Source organism: Paenibacillus massiliensis subsp. panacisoli DSM 21345 (assembly GCF_000426545.1).
In the GTDB taxonomy this organism is placed as follows: Bacteria; Bacillota; Bacilli; order Paenibacillales; family Paenibacillaceae; genus Paenibacillus; species Paenibacillus panacisoli.
In genome coordinates this window covers 186948-204564 of record NZ_AUFO01000015.1, presented here as the reverse complement: position 1 = coordinate 204564, position 17617 = coordinate 186948, and the positions used below count along the sequence as shown (strand labels likewise).

At 48.4% G+C, this 17617-nt stretch carries 8 protein-coding genes; 2 read left to right on the top strand and 6 right to left on the bottom strand.

The genetic code is table 11. The annotated features are described in order from the left end of the window. Positions 1-6588: non-ribosomal peptide synthetase (locus K331_RS29520; protein ID WP_036634880.1), on the top strand; the 6588-nt coding region annotated here is incomplete at its 5' end. Positions 6589-6677: 89 nt separating this feature from the next. On the opposite strand, the gene K331_RS0113425 is transcribed toward K331_RS29520, so the two are convergent. From K331_RS0113425 to K331_RS0113400, 6 genes are all read right to left on the bottom strand, one after another. Beyond that, on the bottom strand, positions 6678-7967 hold the full coding sequence (locus K331_RS0113425; protein ID WP_028590709.1) for an MFS transporter: 1290 nt from the start codon (positions 7965-7967) through the stop codon (positions 6678-6680). Between the two features lie 283 nt (positions 7968-8250). Continuing rightward, entirely contained in the window at positions 8251-8895 is a 645-nt protein-coding gene (locus tag K331_RS0113420; protein WP_028590708.1) for an SDR family oxidoreductase, read from the bottom strand. A 114-nt stretch (positions 8896-9009) separates the two neighbouring features. Further along, on the bottom strand, positions 9010-10716 hold the full coding sequence (locus tag K331_RS29515) for a methyl-accepting chemotaxis protein (protein ID WP_051289825.1): 1707 nt from the start codon (positions 10714-10716) through the stop codon (positions 9010-9012). A 228-nt stretch (positions 10717-10944) separates the two neighbouring features. Further along, the gene (locus tag K331_RS0113410; RefSeq protein WP_018883900.1) at positions 10945-11223 is read right to left on the bottom strand and encodes a hypothetical protein; all 279 of its coding nucleotides are present in this window, start codon (positions 11221-11223) and stop codon (positions 10945-10947) included. Positions 11224-11239: 16 nt separating this feature from the next. Beyond that, entirely contained in the window at positions 11240-12583 is a 1344-nt protein-coding gene (locus K331_RS0113405) for a DUF3999 family protein (RefSeq protein ID WP_156897661.1), read from the bottom strand. Then, a complete protein-coding gene (locus K331_RS0113400; RefSeq protein WP_028590706.1) occupies positions 12549-15134 on the bottom strand; it encodes a DUF2339 domain-containing protein in 2586 nt (861 codons plus the stop codon). Before K331_RS0113400 ends, K331_RS0113405 begins: the two co-directional genes overlap by 35 nt. A gap of 408 nt (positions 15135-15542) precedes the next feature. On the opposite strand from K331_RS0113400, the gene K331_RS0113395 reads away from it, so the two are divergent. Beyond that, positions 15543-17603 (top strand): BglG family transcription antiterminator, encoded by a 2061-nt coding sequence (locus K331_RS0113395; protein WP_226383595.1) that lies wholly within the window; start codon positions 15543-15545, stop codon positions 17601-17603. The last annotated feature ends 14 nt before the right edge of the window (positions 17604-17617 follow it).

Sequence of the window (17617 nt, the reverse complement as noted above, 5' to 3'; positions counted from 1 at the left end):
GGACTCGTCAACTATATTTGGTGGGCCAAGAAGGTATACGTGGGTGAGGATTCGCTCGATTTCCCACTGTACTCGTCCATTTCCTTTGACTTGACGGTTACTTCCGTGTTCACACCGTTGATTACAGGCAACACGATCCGGATTTACGCAGGTGAAGATAAGGGCTTGTTAATCCAGCAGATCGTCGAGGACAACCAAGTCGACATTATCAAGCTGACGCCAACACACCTGAGTCTCATCAAAGACATGACCTGGGCGGCAGCAGGACGCTCCCGCATTCGGAAGCTCATCGTGGGCGGGGAGAATCTCAGCACCCATCTGGCAAGCAGCATCACTGAGCTGTTCGGCGGCAATATCCAGATCTTTAACGAATATGGACCAACCGAGACCGTCGTCGGCTGCATGATCTACCGCTATGATCCAATCCGGGATACACGGGAGTCTGTACCGATTGGCGTACCTGCTGACAATGTGAGCATTTATCTGCTAGACGCACAAGGGCATCCTGTACCGATCGGAGTGCCTGGGGAGATGTACATTGCCGGGGACGGTGTAGCACGAGGCTATCTGAACAGACCGGAGCTGACCGCGGAGAAATTCGTAGACAATCCGTTCGTACCAGGCGGTCGCATGTATCGCACAGGCGATCTGGCCCGCAGACTCGCTGACGGTCATATCGAATACCTGGGTCGGATGGATGAGCAGGTGAAGATTCGCGGCTACCGCATTGAGCTGGGCGAGATTGAAGCTCAGCTGCTGAAGGTGGATGCTGTACAAGAAGTGGTTGTCACCGCCTATGCTGCCGAGGATGGCCAAAAGCAGCTGAGCGCCTATCTGGTCGCTGACCGGCTATTGACAACGAAGGAGCTTCGCGGGGCGCTGTCCCAGGAGCTGCCTGGCTACATGATTCCGTCATATTTCGTGCAGCTGGAGCAGCTACCGCATACTCCGAACGGCAAGATTGACCGTAAGGCACTACCAAAGCCTGATAGCGGTCTCCCTACAGGAAGCGACTTCGTAGCCCCAAGGACGGCGGTGGAGCAAGCGTTGTCCGCTATCTGGCAGAGCGTGCTTGGCATTGCAAGAGTCGGCATTCATGACAGCTTCTTCGACCTAGGGGGCGACTCCATCAAGTCTATTCAGGTATCTTCAAGAATGATGCAGGCTGGCTACAAGCTGGACATGAAGCACTTGTTCAGATATCCGACAATTGCAGAACTTAGCCCATATGTTCAGACCCTTGTACACACTGCCGATCAAGAAGAGGTCGTCGGCGAGACACCGCTGCTCCCGATCCAGCACTGGTTCTTCGAGCAGACACCAGCAGATCCACAGCATTTCAATCATGCGGTCATGCTATATCGGGCAGATGGCTTTGAGCTGACAGCACTACATCAGACGATGACGCGGATTGTGGAGCATCATGATGCACTGCGGCTTGTATTCCGTCTGACAGATGATGGATATAAGGCCATGAATCGCGGCATTCATGAAGGTGAGCTCTATACACTGGACGTTGCCGATGTCCGCGATGAAGCGGATTGTACTGCAGCGATCGAGGCAAAGGCTAATGCGATTCAGCGCAGCATACAGCTGAATGAGGGACCTTTATTGAAGCTTGGATTGTTCCACTGCGCAGACGGGGATCACTTGCTGATCGTCATTCATCATCTGGTTGTGGATGGTGTGTCCTGGCGGATTCTGTTCGAGGATATTGCCAGCGGATATGAGCAAGCCATAAGCGGACAGGACATTCAGCTGCCATATAAGACAGACTCATTCCGTACCTGGGCGCAGCAGCTATCCTCATATGCCGCAAGCCCAGCCATCGAGGCGGAACGTGCCTACTGGCAACAGGTAGAGCAGATGGCCTCAGCCATTGCTTCGTTGCCGCAGGATTATGACCAGCCTATCGCGCGTGTCCAAGACACAGAGACGGTCATGGCCCAGTGGACTGAGCAAGAGACTTCTCAGTTGCTTACGCAGGCTAATCGCGCCTACAATACGGAAGTAAACGATTTGCTGCTGACGGCTCTGGGTATGGCGGTTCACGAATGGACTGGTATGGAGCAAGTTATGGTCAGCCTAGAAGGACACGGTCGTGAGGAAATCATACCGAATATTGATATCAATCGAACCGTGGGCTGGTTCACCAGCCAATATCCAGTAGTGCTGAGGATCCAATCTGGGCAGAATGTATCGCGCCATATCAAGCGCGTCAAGGAGGATTTGCGCTGCATCCCACATAAAGGTATCGGTTACGGCATACTCACATATTTATCCGGCAGCGGCGAGCATGGGCATCATGTATCTCCTCTGCATCCCGATATCAGCTTCAACTATCTGGGGCAGTTTGATCAGGATTTGGACAGCAATGCCATACACATGTCCTCCTATCCAACAGGTGCCGCGATCAGTGAGAGCCACGTCCGACACTATGTGCTGGACATCAACGGCATGATTGTCGATGGCACGCTAAAGCTCGCTATCAGCTATAGCGGGCAGCAATATCGCAAGAAGACCATGGAGAAGCTAGCCGCTCTGATCCAGAGCAAGCTTCAGGAGATTATTCATAACTGCACAAGCAAGGAACAGGCAGAGCTCACACCAAGCGACGTGCTGCTGCAAGGGCTTGAACTGGACGAATTGGACAAGTTAGTGGAGAACACTCGACATATTGGTGAGGTTGAGAATGTGTACCAACTTACGCCGATGCAGAAAGGAATGCTCTTCCTAAGCCTCACAGATTCGAATCCAGGCTCCTATTTCGAGCAGTCTGCATTCGCCATCCAGGGAGAGCTGAACATTCAGGCATTTTCACAGGCCTTGGATGCCTTGATGCAGCGACATGATGCCCTTCGTACAGGAATTTATCGTGGTATGGCCGAGCCTGTACAGGTCGTGTATCGCCATAAGCGCAGCTCGTTTTACTTTGAGGATCTGCTCGAAATGGATCCCGCCGAACGCAGTGCCTATGCAGACAGCTTCATCGTACAGGATCGATCCCAAGGATTCGATCTGACGCAGGATACACTGTTACGTATCTCGATTCTCCGTGTTGGCAAGGACAGCTATCGTCTCATCTGGAGCTTCCATCATATTATTATTGATGGCTGGAGCGTGCCTCACCTGATGCAGGAGATCTTCGAGCACTATGCTGCGATTGTAGAGCAACGACAACCGGAGCTTGCACCAGCACCATCCTACAGCACTTATATCAAATGGCTGGAGCAACGTGATCTGAACGCAGCTGCAGAATACTGGAGAGAATACCTTGAAGATTATGAGCAGCAGACTCTACTGCCACAGGACACGAATCATGGCAAGACTGACGAATATGTACTAAGAGAGCTCGTCTGCAATCTTGGTGAAGACATGACCAAGCGAATCGAACAGCTAGCCAAGCAACAGCAGGTAACGGTCAGCACTATTTTGCAGACCGTGTGGGGTATTCTTTTACAGCGGTATAATAACAGTCTTGACGTTGTATTCGGAAACATCGTATCGGGTAGACCTGCTGAATTACCAGGTATTGAGCACATGGTCGGCTTATTTATCAATACCGTCCCGGTTCGTGTTCGATCAGAGGAGCAGACGATTTTTGCACATTTACTAAGAACACAACAAGATCAATATCTGGCTTCACATGCTTACGATACGTATCCACTCTATGAAATACAGGCGCAGACGGGTCAAAAGCAAAATCTGATTAGCCACGTCATGGTATTTGAGAACTATCCTGTTGAGGAACGTCTTAGCCAATTGGATCAAGATGATGCTAGTGATCTAAGGATTTCTGATGTGACGATGTTCGAACAAACGAACTATGATTTTGTGCTCACCATCGCACCAGGCACAGAGCTCAAGCTTCATATGAGATACAATGAGCTAGTGTTTGATACGATGACGATTCAGCGAATTCAAGGGCATTTGATTCGTCTGTTTGAACAAGTACTGGATCATCCATATGCTAGGCTCCGTGATTTGCAGGTGATTACGACACAAGAGGTAGAGCAAATTAGCAGCTTCCAGGGAGCTCCAGTTGACTACATGCACCATGCAACGCTCCATCAGATATTTGAAGCTCAAGCCATGTCTACACCGGAGAACATAGCTCTCGTCTTCGAAGATCATCATCTGACCTACAAGGAATTGAACGAACGGTCGAACGCTCTGGCCCGTACTCTCCGAAACGAGGGTGTCCAGCCAGATCAGGTTGTAGGGATCATGGTAGAACGTTCACTGGAGATGATCGTGGGTATTCTGGGCATACTCAAGGCGGGCGGTGCATATGTGCCGATTGATCCTGAATTCCCTGAAGAGCGCATTCGGTATATGCTGGAGGACTCTGGTGCACAATTGCTGATCACCCGAGAACATGGGCTGGAGAAGACCCCATTTGACGGCAGCATGGTTAATCTCGATGATCCGTTGATCTACCATAGGGATCGAACGAATCTGGAGGCGGTCGCGGGGCCAACCCACCTAGCCTATGTCATCTATACTTCAGGCTCCACCGGTAAGCCAAAAGGGGTTATGATCGAGCATCGCTCCGCTGTTCATACTTTAAGTCAGTTGGAACGTATGTACCCGATGCTGGATGACGATGCATTCCTGTTGAAGACGACATTCACATTCGACTTCTCTGTACCGGAATTGTTCAGCTGGTTCTTCGGTCAAGGTAAGCTGGTCATACTGCCTCAGGGCTTGGACAAGGACCCGGCCGCGCTGCTGAAGGCTGTAGAGCAGCATCGAATTACACACTTGAATCTTGTACCTTCCATGCTCAGCATCCTGGTACAGTACATGAAAGAAGCGGGAGTAGCGCAGATGCGCGCATTGAAATACTTGTTCGCCTGTGGGGAAGCTCTGCCAGCCAAGCTGGTGGAGGAATACTACCAACTGACTCCGAATGCACAATTGGAGAATATTTACGGACCGACGGAAGCTACCGTCTACGCCACGAAATACTCAACCAGTCGCGACATTTTGCATGCGACTAACGTGCCGATCGGTCAGCCTTTTGACAATGTGCAGGTCTGGATCATGGATAGTACACAGCAGCTAGCTCCGATTGGTGTTGCTGGGGAACTGTGCATTGCTGGTGACGGCGTAGGCCGAGGATACTACAATCGTCCTGAGTTAACAGCCGACGTATTCGTCCCGCATCCCTTCATAGCAGGAGATCGGATGTACCGGACTGGCGATCTGGCAAGATGGTTGCCTGACGGCAATCTCGAATATTTGGGTCGGATCGACCATCAGGTCAAAATTCGCGGCTATCGAATTGAGCTGGGTGAGGTAGAGGCACAGATTCTGAAGCTTCCACCTGTACAGGAAGCGGTTGTCGTAGCGCATGAGGATGAACAGGGCCAGAAGCAGCTGTGTGCTTATCTGGTGGCGAATCGCCAGTTGGCTCTTGGCGAGCTGAGAGGCGCTCTGATAGAGGGATTGCCTGCGTACATGATGCCGACTTATTTTATCCAACTAGAGCGTATGCCGCTGACGCCAAATGGCAAATTAGATCGCAAAGCACTGCCGCAGCCAGAGAGTGTCGTACGCAACCATGGCGATGGCGATTATATCGCACCTCGTACTCAACTGGAGAGCGAGCTGGCTACGATGTGGCAGGAAGTGCTTGGAATCGAAAAGATCAGTATGCAGGATAACTTCTTTGATCTTGGTGGTCATTCTTTAAAAGTACTGCAGCTTATCCAGCAGATTAGCTCTAAAATGAACGTGGCACTTCCGATTCATGCTGTATTTAATGCACCTACGGTTCAGGATATGGCTCTGGAAATTGTAAAATCCGGATTCGCAGCAATCGTAGACCATGAAGAGAGTGAAATGATTCGACTGAATGAGCACGGCTCCATCTGCCTGTTCTCATTCCCGCCAAGAGTCGGCTATGGTCTGGGATATTATGAAATGGCCCGACAGCTGGAGCACACTAGCATCGTGTACGGCTTGGAGTTCATCGGAGATCGTTATACAGGTGAAGAAATGCTGGAACGATACGTTGATTCGATCGTGAGTGTCCAAAAGGAAGGTCCATATGTATTCCTCGGCTACTCGCTGGGTGGCAATCTGGCGTTCGAGGTAGCCAAAGCCATGGAACGTCGCGGTCACACCGTCTCTGATATCATCATGGTCGATGCATTACGCGAGACGAGCAAGGAAGTCATGTCACCGCAAGAGATGAATGATATTATTGATATGCTCCTTGCCAGTGTCTCTGAGAGCTACCGATCATTGCTTGAAGATCCGAGTGAACGTGAGAGAGTCCGGAACAAAATCAAGGCATATACCGAATACAGAAATGAGCTGATCAATGACGGCACTGTCAATGCCAATATTCACGGATTAGTTGCGAATGGTCTACAGACAGGACAGATGCGAGACACTGATGAGCTGTTATGGAGAAATGCAACAACAGGACATCATGCTGAGTATGACGTTATGGGTAGCCATGATGTATTGCTGGAAGCAGGCTTTATAGAAGCAAATGGACTTCTGATCCAGCAAATCATTCAAGAGATTGCAGGACGCACACTACAGCCGAATAGCAACAACGGATCAGACATGTAATAAATATCAAAAAGCGTTACTGCTGTTAGCCTCCTGCTGACAGCGGTAACGCTTGTTTTGTGTGAAGAGAGGAACGCCGAGATACTGACTTAGAGAGAAGGAGCATTCTCCACAGTCTTTGTCTGAGTAAGCGGAGATGGTTCATCATCCGTATATCGAGGAAGTGTAGCCAGATAATATACAGCTACAGCTAGTAGGCAAGCACCGATTAGCAGGAACAACGCTTCAATGGAGATCGCAGCCGGGAAGCTGATTCCAATCATCCCCAGAGTAAGCGAGTGAGATAACATCATCAGTGGATTAATCCATCCCTGCACACGTCCCATCATTTGCGGAGCAACGATGCGCGGTAGCCAACCGCCCAGACCAATATTCACGGCAGGTAATGCGAAATATCCTAGAAAGCTAAAAACAAAAAAGCTGTATATATTGTTCATGAGCCCAGCAGCAGCGAGCATCACTCCACTGATCAACAGACCAACGGATATAAGCTGATACAGCTTGAATCTAGAAGAGATCATTGAGGCCACGAGGCTTCCTATCAATAGAGCTACACCGACAATCATTCCCATCCACACCGAGTACTGTTCATAGGTGTCGGGGACCAGCTTATATTTCAGAATGAAGATAGGCATGACACTCAATCCGCCATTAACTATACCGAACACAAAAAATCCCATAATCAGCGATAGTAACAATTTGCTTCTTAAGATGTATATGAAGCCTTCCTTGAAGTCACTCGCTATCATTCTAACGCCCATGTTCCTCCATCCACTCTCCCCATTAGGAATACGTGTCTTCTCCTCAATCGAGCAGGCCCTGATCAGAAAAGTCGCGACGGTGAAGGAGATCGCATCAATCAGGATCGCTCCCATAATACCGATATTCCAATAGGCCACAGCGCCAAGAGCGCTGCCGAACAAGACAAATAGACTTCCCAGTGCTTGATTGAGACCCGCTGCAACTGTATAGGTTTCTTTGGACAGTATTCCTTGAATCAGCGAGCTCTCGGCAGGAAGGAAGAATTTACAGACAGCACTTCGCAGAAATAAAAACATGAAAATCAGCGGCATCCAGTTCATCCAGATCGCTAGCAATAGACCGATGGATAGAATCGCGCTAATCGAATTACAATGAGCAGCAATTTTCTGCCGGTCGAGACGATCTACAACGACACCGACAAGGAGAAAGACCACCAGCGTTGGCAAAGAGTACATTAGCTCGGCTAATGTTGCATAAGCTGGTTGATTGGAGAAGCGATTAAGTAGATAGAACATAAATGCTGTCAGGCCAATCACATTGCCTAGCTGAAAAGTTAGACTAGCGAGAAACAGTTTTACATAACTAGAATTTCGAAATACCATCTTCAGTTGCTGCATGACACATCTCCTTCTTGGATCAGCTCGACCGTTCACTGGAATGATATTCTATTTCATCTAATTATTATGTTAATATATCCATCCAAATAAGTCTAACTATTCGTAGTATCTCTGTTCTAATGTTGTGAACTATTTCTGAAGGAATGCCTTGGAACACAAAAAAGGACGGTTATCCCGTCCCGATACTTTACGAGGCAGCTGTCACGCCTCAGTGTTCCGAGCCTGCCAGTAAAAGCTCCTGTATGATCTTGTCTATAAAATATCCTCAAAATATCTAATATACTCACAGCCGCTGCAGAGCAAGTGAAATAGGCATATTGCCTGATGTGACGTCAAAAGCACGTCTGATCGTCGTAGGCTCATTCAAGGCAGCGACAACGATGGCGGCTACATCTGCTCTAGGAATGGTGCGTCGGGACGCATCCTCTCCAATCTGAATCCCGCCTGTCGCCTCCTCATTCACCAATCCACCAGGACGGATGATAGTATAGTCCAGATTACTATTCATCAGGATTCGATCCGCAAAGTGCTTCGCTACATAGTAAGGCTTGATCTCCTCTGGCCACTTCTCCCGCTGATCCGCATACATCGCACTTACCAAAATGAAGCGCTGGATGCCGGCCTGCTCCGCAGCCTCCATCGCCTTGACCGCGCCATCCAGATCAATGAGCAAGGTCTTGTCCGCTCCTGTATGTCCACCAGAGCCTGCGGTGAATACGATAGCCTCGCAGCCAGCCGCAGCCGCAGCGATATCTTCGACCGAGCCTTCCAGATCGGCAATAACCGTCTCGGCTCCCCATTGCTCAAGAGCAGGAGCCTGCTCCTCCTTGCGAATCATGGCTTTTGCAGAATGATTCTCATCCTTCTCCAGCAGCTGGACTACATGCTGTCCAATCTGACCATTTGCGCCAATTACTAGTATCTTCATGATTGCTGCCTCCTTATCCTAGCGAGTAGGGTTCGATGATATACATGGATTCCATTCACAAAATTAGGCATCTCATTGTATATTACCCACGCAGACACACATTCATCAAAAAGCTTATTGAGATGAGCTATGAGCCTCCAGCCTGAACTGATTCATCTCCCGCAGCAATTGGTCTGCCATCTGCTGCAGTCCCTCTGCTGAAGCAGATATCTGCTCGATGGATGCAAGCTGCTCCTCGCAGGTGTCCGCAACACCTTGCGATTGTCCGGAGATCCCCATGGATAAGCCGACGAGCTTCCGCTCGGATTCCAGCAATTGCTCGGTCAGTCCTGACAGCTCCTCGGTTGCGGCCGACACCTCCTGGGAATGCTCTGCTACGGTAAGGACCGCCTGCTGCACCTCATGAAATACACCTGCCGTATCGCGGATCATTCTCGACCCGGTATCCATCTCCTGTGATCCTGCCCTCATCGCCTGTACGGCCTCGGACACTGTATGTACCATGGCATGAATGTGCTCGGCTATCTCGCCTGAGGCCTTCTGCGTCTTGTCCGACAGCTGCTGTACCTCTTCAGCTACCACCGCAAAGCCCTTCCCCTGTACTCCAGCTCTAGCAGCCTCAATCGAAGCGTTGAGAGACAAAATCTTCGTCTGGCGGGCAACATCCTGAATTAACTGCGTAATCTTGACGATACTCTGGGATTGTTCACCTAGTTCGAAGATCAGCCCGGCAGATTGCTCAATGGATGCATTAATCAGGGCCATCTGCTCCACAGTATGCTCAAGCTGCTGCTCCCCGTGCTTGGCTTGAGTTATAGCCTGCTCCGACAGCTCGGCTGTAACTGCGGAAGATTCAGCAATGACCCGAATCCGCTCGGCACTGTGTCTGACCGCCTGCTGATTCTCCCGATTACGCTCTACCTGCACGCTTGCTGATTCGTTTATATTACGCACTGCCTCCGACATCTGCTCTGCGCCGCCTGTACTATGTGCGGACAGAGCTGACAGCTCACTTGAAGCACGGGACAGCTGATTCGCATTCATAGCGACGGCCTTCAACAAAGATTGCAGTTGCCGCTTCATGCTGTTAAAGTCCCTGCTCATATCCCCTACTTCGTCCCGCTGCTTGATCAGTAGATCTGCCCCGGTCAGATCCCCGGCAGCAATCTGTCTGGCAGCCGCTGCCACCATAGTCACTGGGCGTGCAATCAAGCGTGTAGTCCAAATGGACAAGACTGCCCCAACGGCTACTGCAAGCAGCACGGTGATCAGAATGAATGATTCAATCTGCTCAACCTTAGCTGTCAGTTCATTGCGGGACTGATCAAGCAGCTTCTGCTGGTATGCAGCCAGCTCGTCTGCCGTATCTGATAGCGCTTGCGCCATGGGAACGCACTTCTCCATCACAAGACGGGTATAGGCTTCGCGATCCTCCACCATTTTATAAGCCTTGATCTCCTGCACCACATCTGCATATTCCTGTTCCATGGCAACGAAGCGTTCTGTCATTTGCTCTGCTTCTGCCGGGGTTAATCTATCTTCAAAATCCTTCAGCCTGTTTGCAAAATCCACCCTGTTCTTCTCATATTCCTCATACTGAGAGATCTCTCCCGTCAGTAGATAAGCACGGAAATTCTTGGTCTGCGTAAGCGCATTGCTCTTCAAATCCTGGATTTGAACAATCTTGTCCACCCGATTCGCGAATAACTCACGGTACGACTGCTCCATATCACGAATCTGGAACCAGCCCACACCGCCCACAATCAGTGTAATACATAGAACTACAGCAAAGCTGAATGATAGTTTCTTGGTAATATTCACACGAACTCCCCCTCACCAGGACCATTTAACTAGGTCATAGTACCTTATTATCCAGCTTTAATTGATGTGAAACAAGTAGATTTATGTCAATATAATATGAAAAATGTCGTAATAAGTCGACAAAAAAATACTCCCTTAAAAACGCATGATTCCACGCGAACTTAAGAGAGTATTCAATATACAAAATTTATGGATGTATCGAAGCGGTCGTGGGTCCTTCGATGCTGCTTAGTCCTCGAATCCGCCTAATTCTTTGTCCATAAAATAGTCCATTTCCGTGTCAAGAATCGTCTCCACCGTAATCTCATCCAACTTCACGTCAGAACGGCTTAGAATGTAATCCACCAACTCATCACTATCAATGTCCACCTCGCCATTCACATCTGCTTGAGCATTATTGATAAAATCCTGCTCATGCTTCAATACAAGCATAATGCTCTTGGAATCGATCTTGGTTTCATCTGCTATGAACTGGACCAGCTCCAGCTCATTCACCTTTTCACTCATTCATTTCAACTCCTCATTATGACTTGTTGTTGGTGTAGCTTAGTTTACGGACAAGATATATAACCAACAGGATGGTTACGATCATCATTATAACACGAAACCACTTCTCTGTCTGAAACCACCATCGAAGTTCTCCCGTAGGCTCGCGATAAGTTGTGTTAGCCTGTTGGGTGCCGAGAAGAATATCACTTGGATGCGCTTGATCAATATAAGGCTTGAATGCAGCCAGATCGTAATCGGGGGCCTCTGCATCTTGATTGCCATAGAGCAGGGCATAAGGAGCAGTCCCACGCGCCTCAAATACCAGACGGTCCAATATATATTCATTCCTGATGGCCAACATGCTGAGTGGGCTGTCATCCCCATTGCTGATCTCGATCTGCAGACGACTATCCTTCAAAGGTAACTCCGGTGTTATGGTCAACGGCTTCGATCTGCTGTCATTGGTAGATAGCTGATACAACTCAGAGCCTTCCCGAGTCGCCACAAGCCGACCTGTCTCGTCCAGAAGCCGATAGGTTCGCTTGAAGCTGCCCTCCACCTCCAGCTCAAGCCTGCTAATCAGGAGATGCTGGGGATTGTGTACAGTAATCATGGTCAGGGTCCCCTCTTCAGAGATGTCGAAGGCAGGCACCGCCTGTCTGCTGATCGGCTGACGATTATCGTCTATTCGTACCTTCTGCTCCAGCAGCAGCTCTGGAAAAGCAAGCTCTTCTGCATTATCCAATACCCGCAGACGGTAATATTGAAAGCGCTGAGCCTCTTCCCATTCGATGCTATTCTTCTGATTCTTATCGGTGCGATACAGCTGGGCCTTATCCAGAAATGTCCACTCTGCTCCATCATAGCTCCCATATACCTCGACTTGCTTGAGGAACATGGCTGACGGCAAGGTCCAGATCAGATGATTAATGACGGGGTCCGTGAGTTCCCTCTCTACCATTACCTTATAATCAAAAGAGGTATGTCCATCCGCCTTCGTAGTTCTCAATAGAGAGGTGTGATATTGCTTGCTCACCTTCTCCTGCTGCCCCTCATCCAATTGTCCCGCAGAAACGTACATATCCGTATTCTCCATATAAAAAGGGATAAACTGGCCCGTCGAATCCACGATCCGAATATCCTCCAGCCCTGCACTTGCTTCTGCGTAGACCTCCTCATCCAGAAGCACACTATAGTATGTACTACTATTCGTGATTTCAATCATTTTTTTAAATTTCCATGCTGACGTCGGGTCGGCTGCTGTTCCATGCGTCACGGAAGAGGGACTCAGGACTAACAGGAGGCAGATTGTGCCAAGCAGGCAGCCCATACTACGTAGTAGGCTAGACATCGGTATGGGTAGACGCCTCTTGCTCACTCTCACTTCTCCTCCGATTCTCCTCAGATTCCGATCCCCCCAGCTTACTGGAGACCTTTTGGTACATATACGAAATGCCTAACAGAATTACACCAAAGGCAAAATAAGAGACAATCTTGCTGCCAGCAGACACATAAGTCATATCGAAGAGAACTAGCTTGGCCGTCGCCAGCAGGGTCAGTCCCAGGCCCATACGACGGATGTAGATATACCTCCCACGCAAGCCATAAGCGATATAGCCAATTGCCAGCAACAGATACATCATGCTGAACAGGTAGCCTAGCTCCCCAAGCCGCAGCTGCACCAGCATGAACACCGTCAGCATACAGAGCAGGTACAATCCCATAATGACTGGATACAGCTCAGCATTGGCGTAGCGCTGTTGCATGAAGCGCAGCAGAACATCACGTACATGAAGGAAGATGAATGCATGCACCACGAACAGGATGACCAGAGCTACGTATTCCCCGATGGCATGTGTATCACGCTCCCACTGGAACGTAGGTATGACCAGCAGAACATACAGACAGATGAGATACCCTACCGCATAGAGAGCCGCACGGTAATAACGAACTACAGTGTCCTCCAGGATCTGAATTCTGTCCAGTGTATAGGATAGTCCAATGGTGAGACCTGCCAGCAGCAGCGCATGATAATAGTCACTATGCACCCAATCCTGGGGTACGAGACGTGTGTAATTTACGTGCCCCTCATACAAGAAATAGAACCATAGACTGACAAGGGTGATCCATTTAAAGACCCGGATTAGCGTCCACTCATAGGGCATGAATTCCATTGCTTCCCCATGCCTTTGGCTGACAGCATAATGGAAGGTCACTCCAAGCATACCTGCGATCACAAAGGTGTATTTTAGCTCAAAGAAGGCCTCATCCACGCCAAGCAGCTGATAGATTGTAGCATCCACGAGTAGAAATGCTGCCAGACACAGCATCAATATCCCCCAGCCTGCACGTACCATCGACTTCAGTTGATGCCTGCTGCCATAAATAATGAGCAGCACAGCTTCTGCCAGCCAGCCCATGGAGAGCCAGCGCATACCCAACTGGAATGGAATCATTAGAACGGCGAAGGTCAATGAAGTGACATAGAAAAGGATGACTGCTGACTTTTCCTGACGTGCCGTTCTCTCGGTCAGCTTCCCAAGTCCCCAGAATGCAGCGCAGAATAGCAATGCCAGCAATCCACGATAATCCTGCCAGCCGGCCTGATTGAACAATCCATAGACCAACACGCAGCTAATCATGGTATTCAAGGCCAGCAGTACGATGTCCGTTACCTTCAGCTTGGCCTTATGCAAGAACGGGTAGCCCAAAGTAATGCCGAGATACATGAGGAAGGATAGCATCGTGTACAGGATAGCGGCAGGCACGTTCTCCGTGAAGGACAGCAGCAGCAGCCAAGATGGTGTATGAAGGACGAAGCTGATCTGATGAATAATCTCCCACCGTCTTCGGAAGGACACGATCAGGATCGCTGCATTCAACAGGAACAGGTACACCATAGCAGCATAGACTGCATTCCCCTCCAGACCTGAGCTCGCCCAGATGTAGGACATCAGTGGCATATACCCACCTGCCAGTGCCAGGCCGAGAATCGTACGGGACTGATAACGCAATGACAAGAGCACTGCCAGCAAGGATACAATCACAGACATGGCTAGACCGAGCCACAGACTGATGATGTCCAACAAGAAATAACTATAGAATATGGACCCATACAGCACCGAGATTCCTCCGCCTAGCAGTCCTAATGCAAAGGTCTGCTTCTGACGTCGGAATAACCACTCGCCTCCACCCAGAAGAAGCAGGCCGAGCAGGAAGAACGCACTTCCTTTCATATAACTGTTGAACCAGGTTGCATAGCTATAACGAAATGCTGCACCTACTCCCAGAATAATGAGCAAAATACCAAGCTTGTTAATCCAGTTCAGGCCGATCTTCATTTCGATCTGATTTTGCTTGATTCTCCGCTGAATGGTGGCCTCATCCAGTTCCTCATGCGCCATAGCATCCAGACGACCCGTGACCTGCTCCCGCAGATGACTCTGTGCAGCTTGAACCTTCTCACGGTGCCGCTCAATCCGTTGATTCAGCTCTGCGGATACCCGCTGTAGCATCATAGCGAGCTCCTGCTGCTCTGTCTTCAGCTCTGCTGAAGCCTGCTGGAAGAGTCGGATGATACGTGTGCGCGTCTCCATCTCTAGGGCCGCAAGTCTGTTCATATGCCCCGCAGACTGTGTGCCGAAGTAGGTATTCAGCTTCTCCCGGGATACCTTGATGATATTCAGCTTCTCATCCATCATTTGCTCGGCCAAGGAGGTCCGCAGTCTTCCATTCTCCTCCTCCAGCCCGCGCAGTCGAAGCTGGAGCTCTGCCAGACGCTTCTGCCGCTCCTCTGCCTGCTGTCGAAGCGTTTGATTTTCCAACAGCAGATCCTGTGATTCATATTCCCGCACGAGGGATTCATACTCCTGCAGCAGCCGCTCCTGACCACCTTGAATGTGCCGGAGCTGTTCTCTGAAGTCTTTCATGCTTAATCCTCCGCTTGAACAGTCCGATAGACTATGGACTGCCCACTTCCAATGTTATGTATGAAGCCATGAATAATATGTATAGCAACTAGAGAAATCTGGGACAACAGGGACTTCTCCAATATTTTACTACATTGAGCATTTTGCATAAATCCCCAAGTATTGTTCAATCTTCAATATGTAGATCGAAATGTTTTGTTCGTTTGCTGTGCAAGACCGAATTGCCTTACGCATCATCAGACAGCCTGGCGGGGATGTTAGAAATGTAACAGGGATACGAACAGGGTTTTGGCCAAAATTAGGTTCAGCACAATTTTGTTATTCTCTCCTCACCATCGTTTGTTCTCAATGACTCACCAAAATGAAAGCGGTTTATTATATGATGATTTCAGGAGGTGTTTCCGAGTGATGATTGATAAACGACCTGCCTTTCTGCTGAAGCACCTTTTAAAAGTAAAGAATACAACCATGAATCAGCTTATGGAGCACTCTCAATTAACCAAAAGGCAAATTGCCTATGATTTGGATAAAATCAATTATTGGTTGAAAGAGAGAACACTTCCTGCCATTCCGTACAAAGGAATGAATCACATCATGGTGCCGGAAGAGGTGGTGGACTTTTATCGGAAGCAACAATCGGAGAACCAAAAACAAGATTTATTTTTGACAGAAGAGGAACGTTTGATTTTCATTTACCTGTACCTCTTTATACGCCAAGAGCACATTTCATCGGTTCACTTAACACAGCTTCTACAGGTAAGTAAAAACACAGTGATTTCCGATGTGAAAAAGGCAAATGAAATGAATCAACCTTTCTTGGTCGAAATTCGTTATTCCAGGCAGGGAGGCTATCATCTTCGGGGTACAGAGTCTGATAAGAGGACGCTGGTTCAGCACCATTTAGCACAGCTGATGCAAATTCCTTATTTCGGAAAATTAATCAACTATCTAGTACGTGATCGAAAAGAACTAATTCCGTTAGATTCTATTCACAGTGCTCTTGTGCAGGTGGAGAAGCACTTTCATCTATATTTCGTAGAGGAACGTGTACATCAATTTGCCTATTTTCTCATTGTCTATGCTTACCGTCATCGGGAAAGAAGATTCGTGCGATTTCATAGTGATGAAATCGAGCTATTAAGAAAAGATCAGATGTGGTCCGTGGCAATATCATTATTTCATCATCTGGGTTTTGAGGAAGATGACAATGAACTATGCTATTTCACCACTCAATTGCTAGGTTTGTCTTTAGGAAGCCGCTCTGTTCAGGACGGGAGCCGGGACTTGCTCTTTAACTTATGTGAACAGCTCGTAGTTGATTTTGAATATAAAGCGGCCATTGTTTTCGAAAAAAAGGATGAAGTCATTCACTCATTATATCAGCATTTGAAGCCGGCTTATTTTCGAATGAAATATCGGATTCCTATTAATAATCCGCTTCTCGATCAAATTAAAAGTGAACACAATGAGCTGTATACCATTGTAAAAGAGCTGCTTCAGCCCATTGGATCGCTACTAAGCATCAATATTCCGGAGGAAGAAATCGGCTTTATTACGATGCATTTTGGCGCACTGTTGGCACAACCGCAGCAGGCCATGCCGAAAAAGAAAAGAGCGATTGTCGTGTGTCCAAGCGGAGTAAGCTCTTCTTTGATGGTAAAACACCTGATAGAGTCGCTTTTCTCCGAAATCACCGTAGAAAAAACACTGTCTTTACAGGGCTACCAGAACGAGAATATCGATCAATATGATCTTATCTTTTCGACGGTAGAGCTTGAGTCAACGCTTCCATGCTTTTATGTAAAGCCAATCATGACTCCAAATGAAAAAAACAGATTAGTCAATGAAGTGTATCAGCAGCTCTTTGGTATTGAATACCATGACATATCCCTGAAAGAGCTTATCCAAACGATTGAGCGTTATGCGAACATCTATGATGAAAAAGGATTGTCGGGCGCATTAAGTCAACTGACATTTCATAAAAAAATAGATATTCAGAGGAGGAACCAACCTGTGCTAAGCGATTTACTAAAAGAAGAAACGATTCAAGTTATGGAACAACTCCTCGATTGGGAAGAGGCAATAAAGGCGGCGGCAAATCCGTTGCTGGAAAAGGGAGCGATTGAGCCCTCCTATATTGATGCAATGATTTCAAATATTAAGACCTTAGGCCCGTATGTAGTCATCGGCAATGAAGTCGCGATCCCGCATGCACGTCCTAAAATGGGAGTGAATCAAGTAGGGATGAGCTTTTTAAAGCTAAATAAGCCGGTATATTTTTTAAATGACGAGAAGTACCCTGTCCGGCTATTATTCTGCGTTGCGGCCAATGATAATAAGACACATCTTAAGGCGCTTACCCAGTTAACCAAACTTCTCAGTGATACCAAGAACATTGAGCTTTTAAAAGAGGAAGAGTCTATCGAGAAAATTCTTGGCTTATTCAAGCTATATTCCGCCACGGCGTAATACGAATTTGTCTT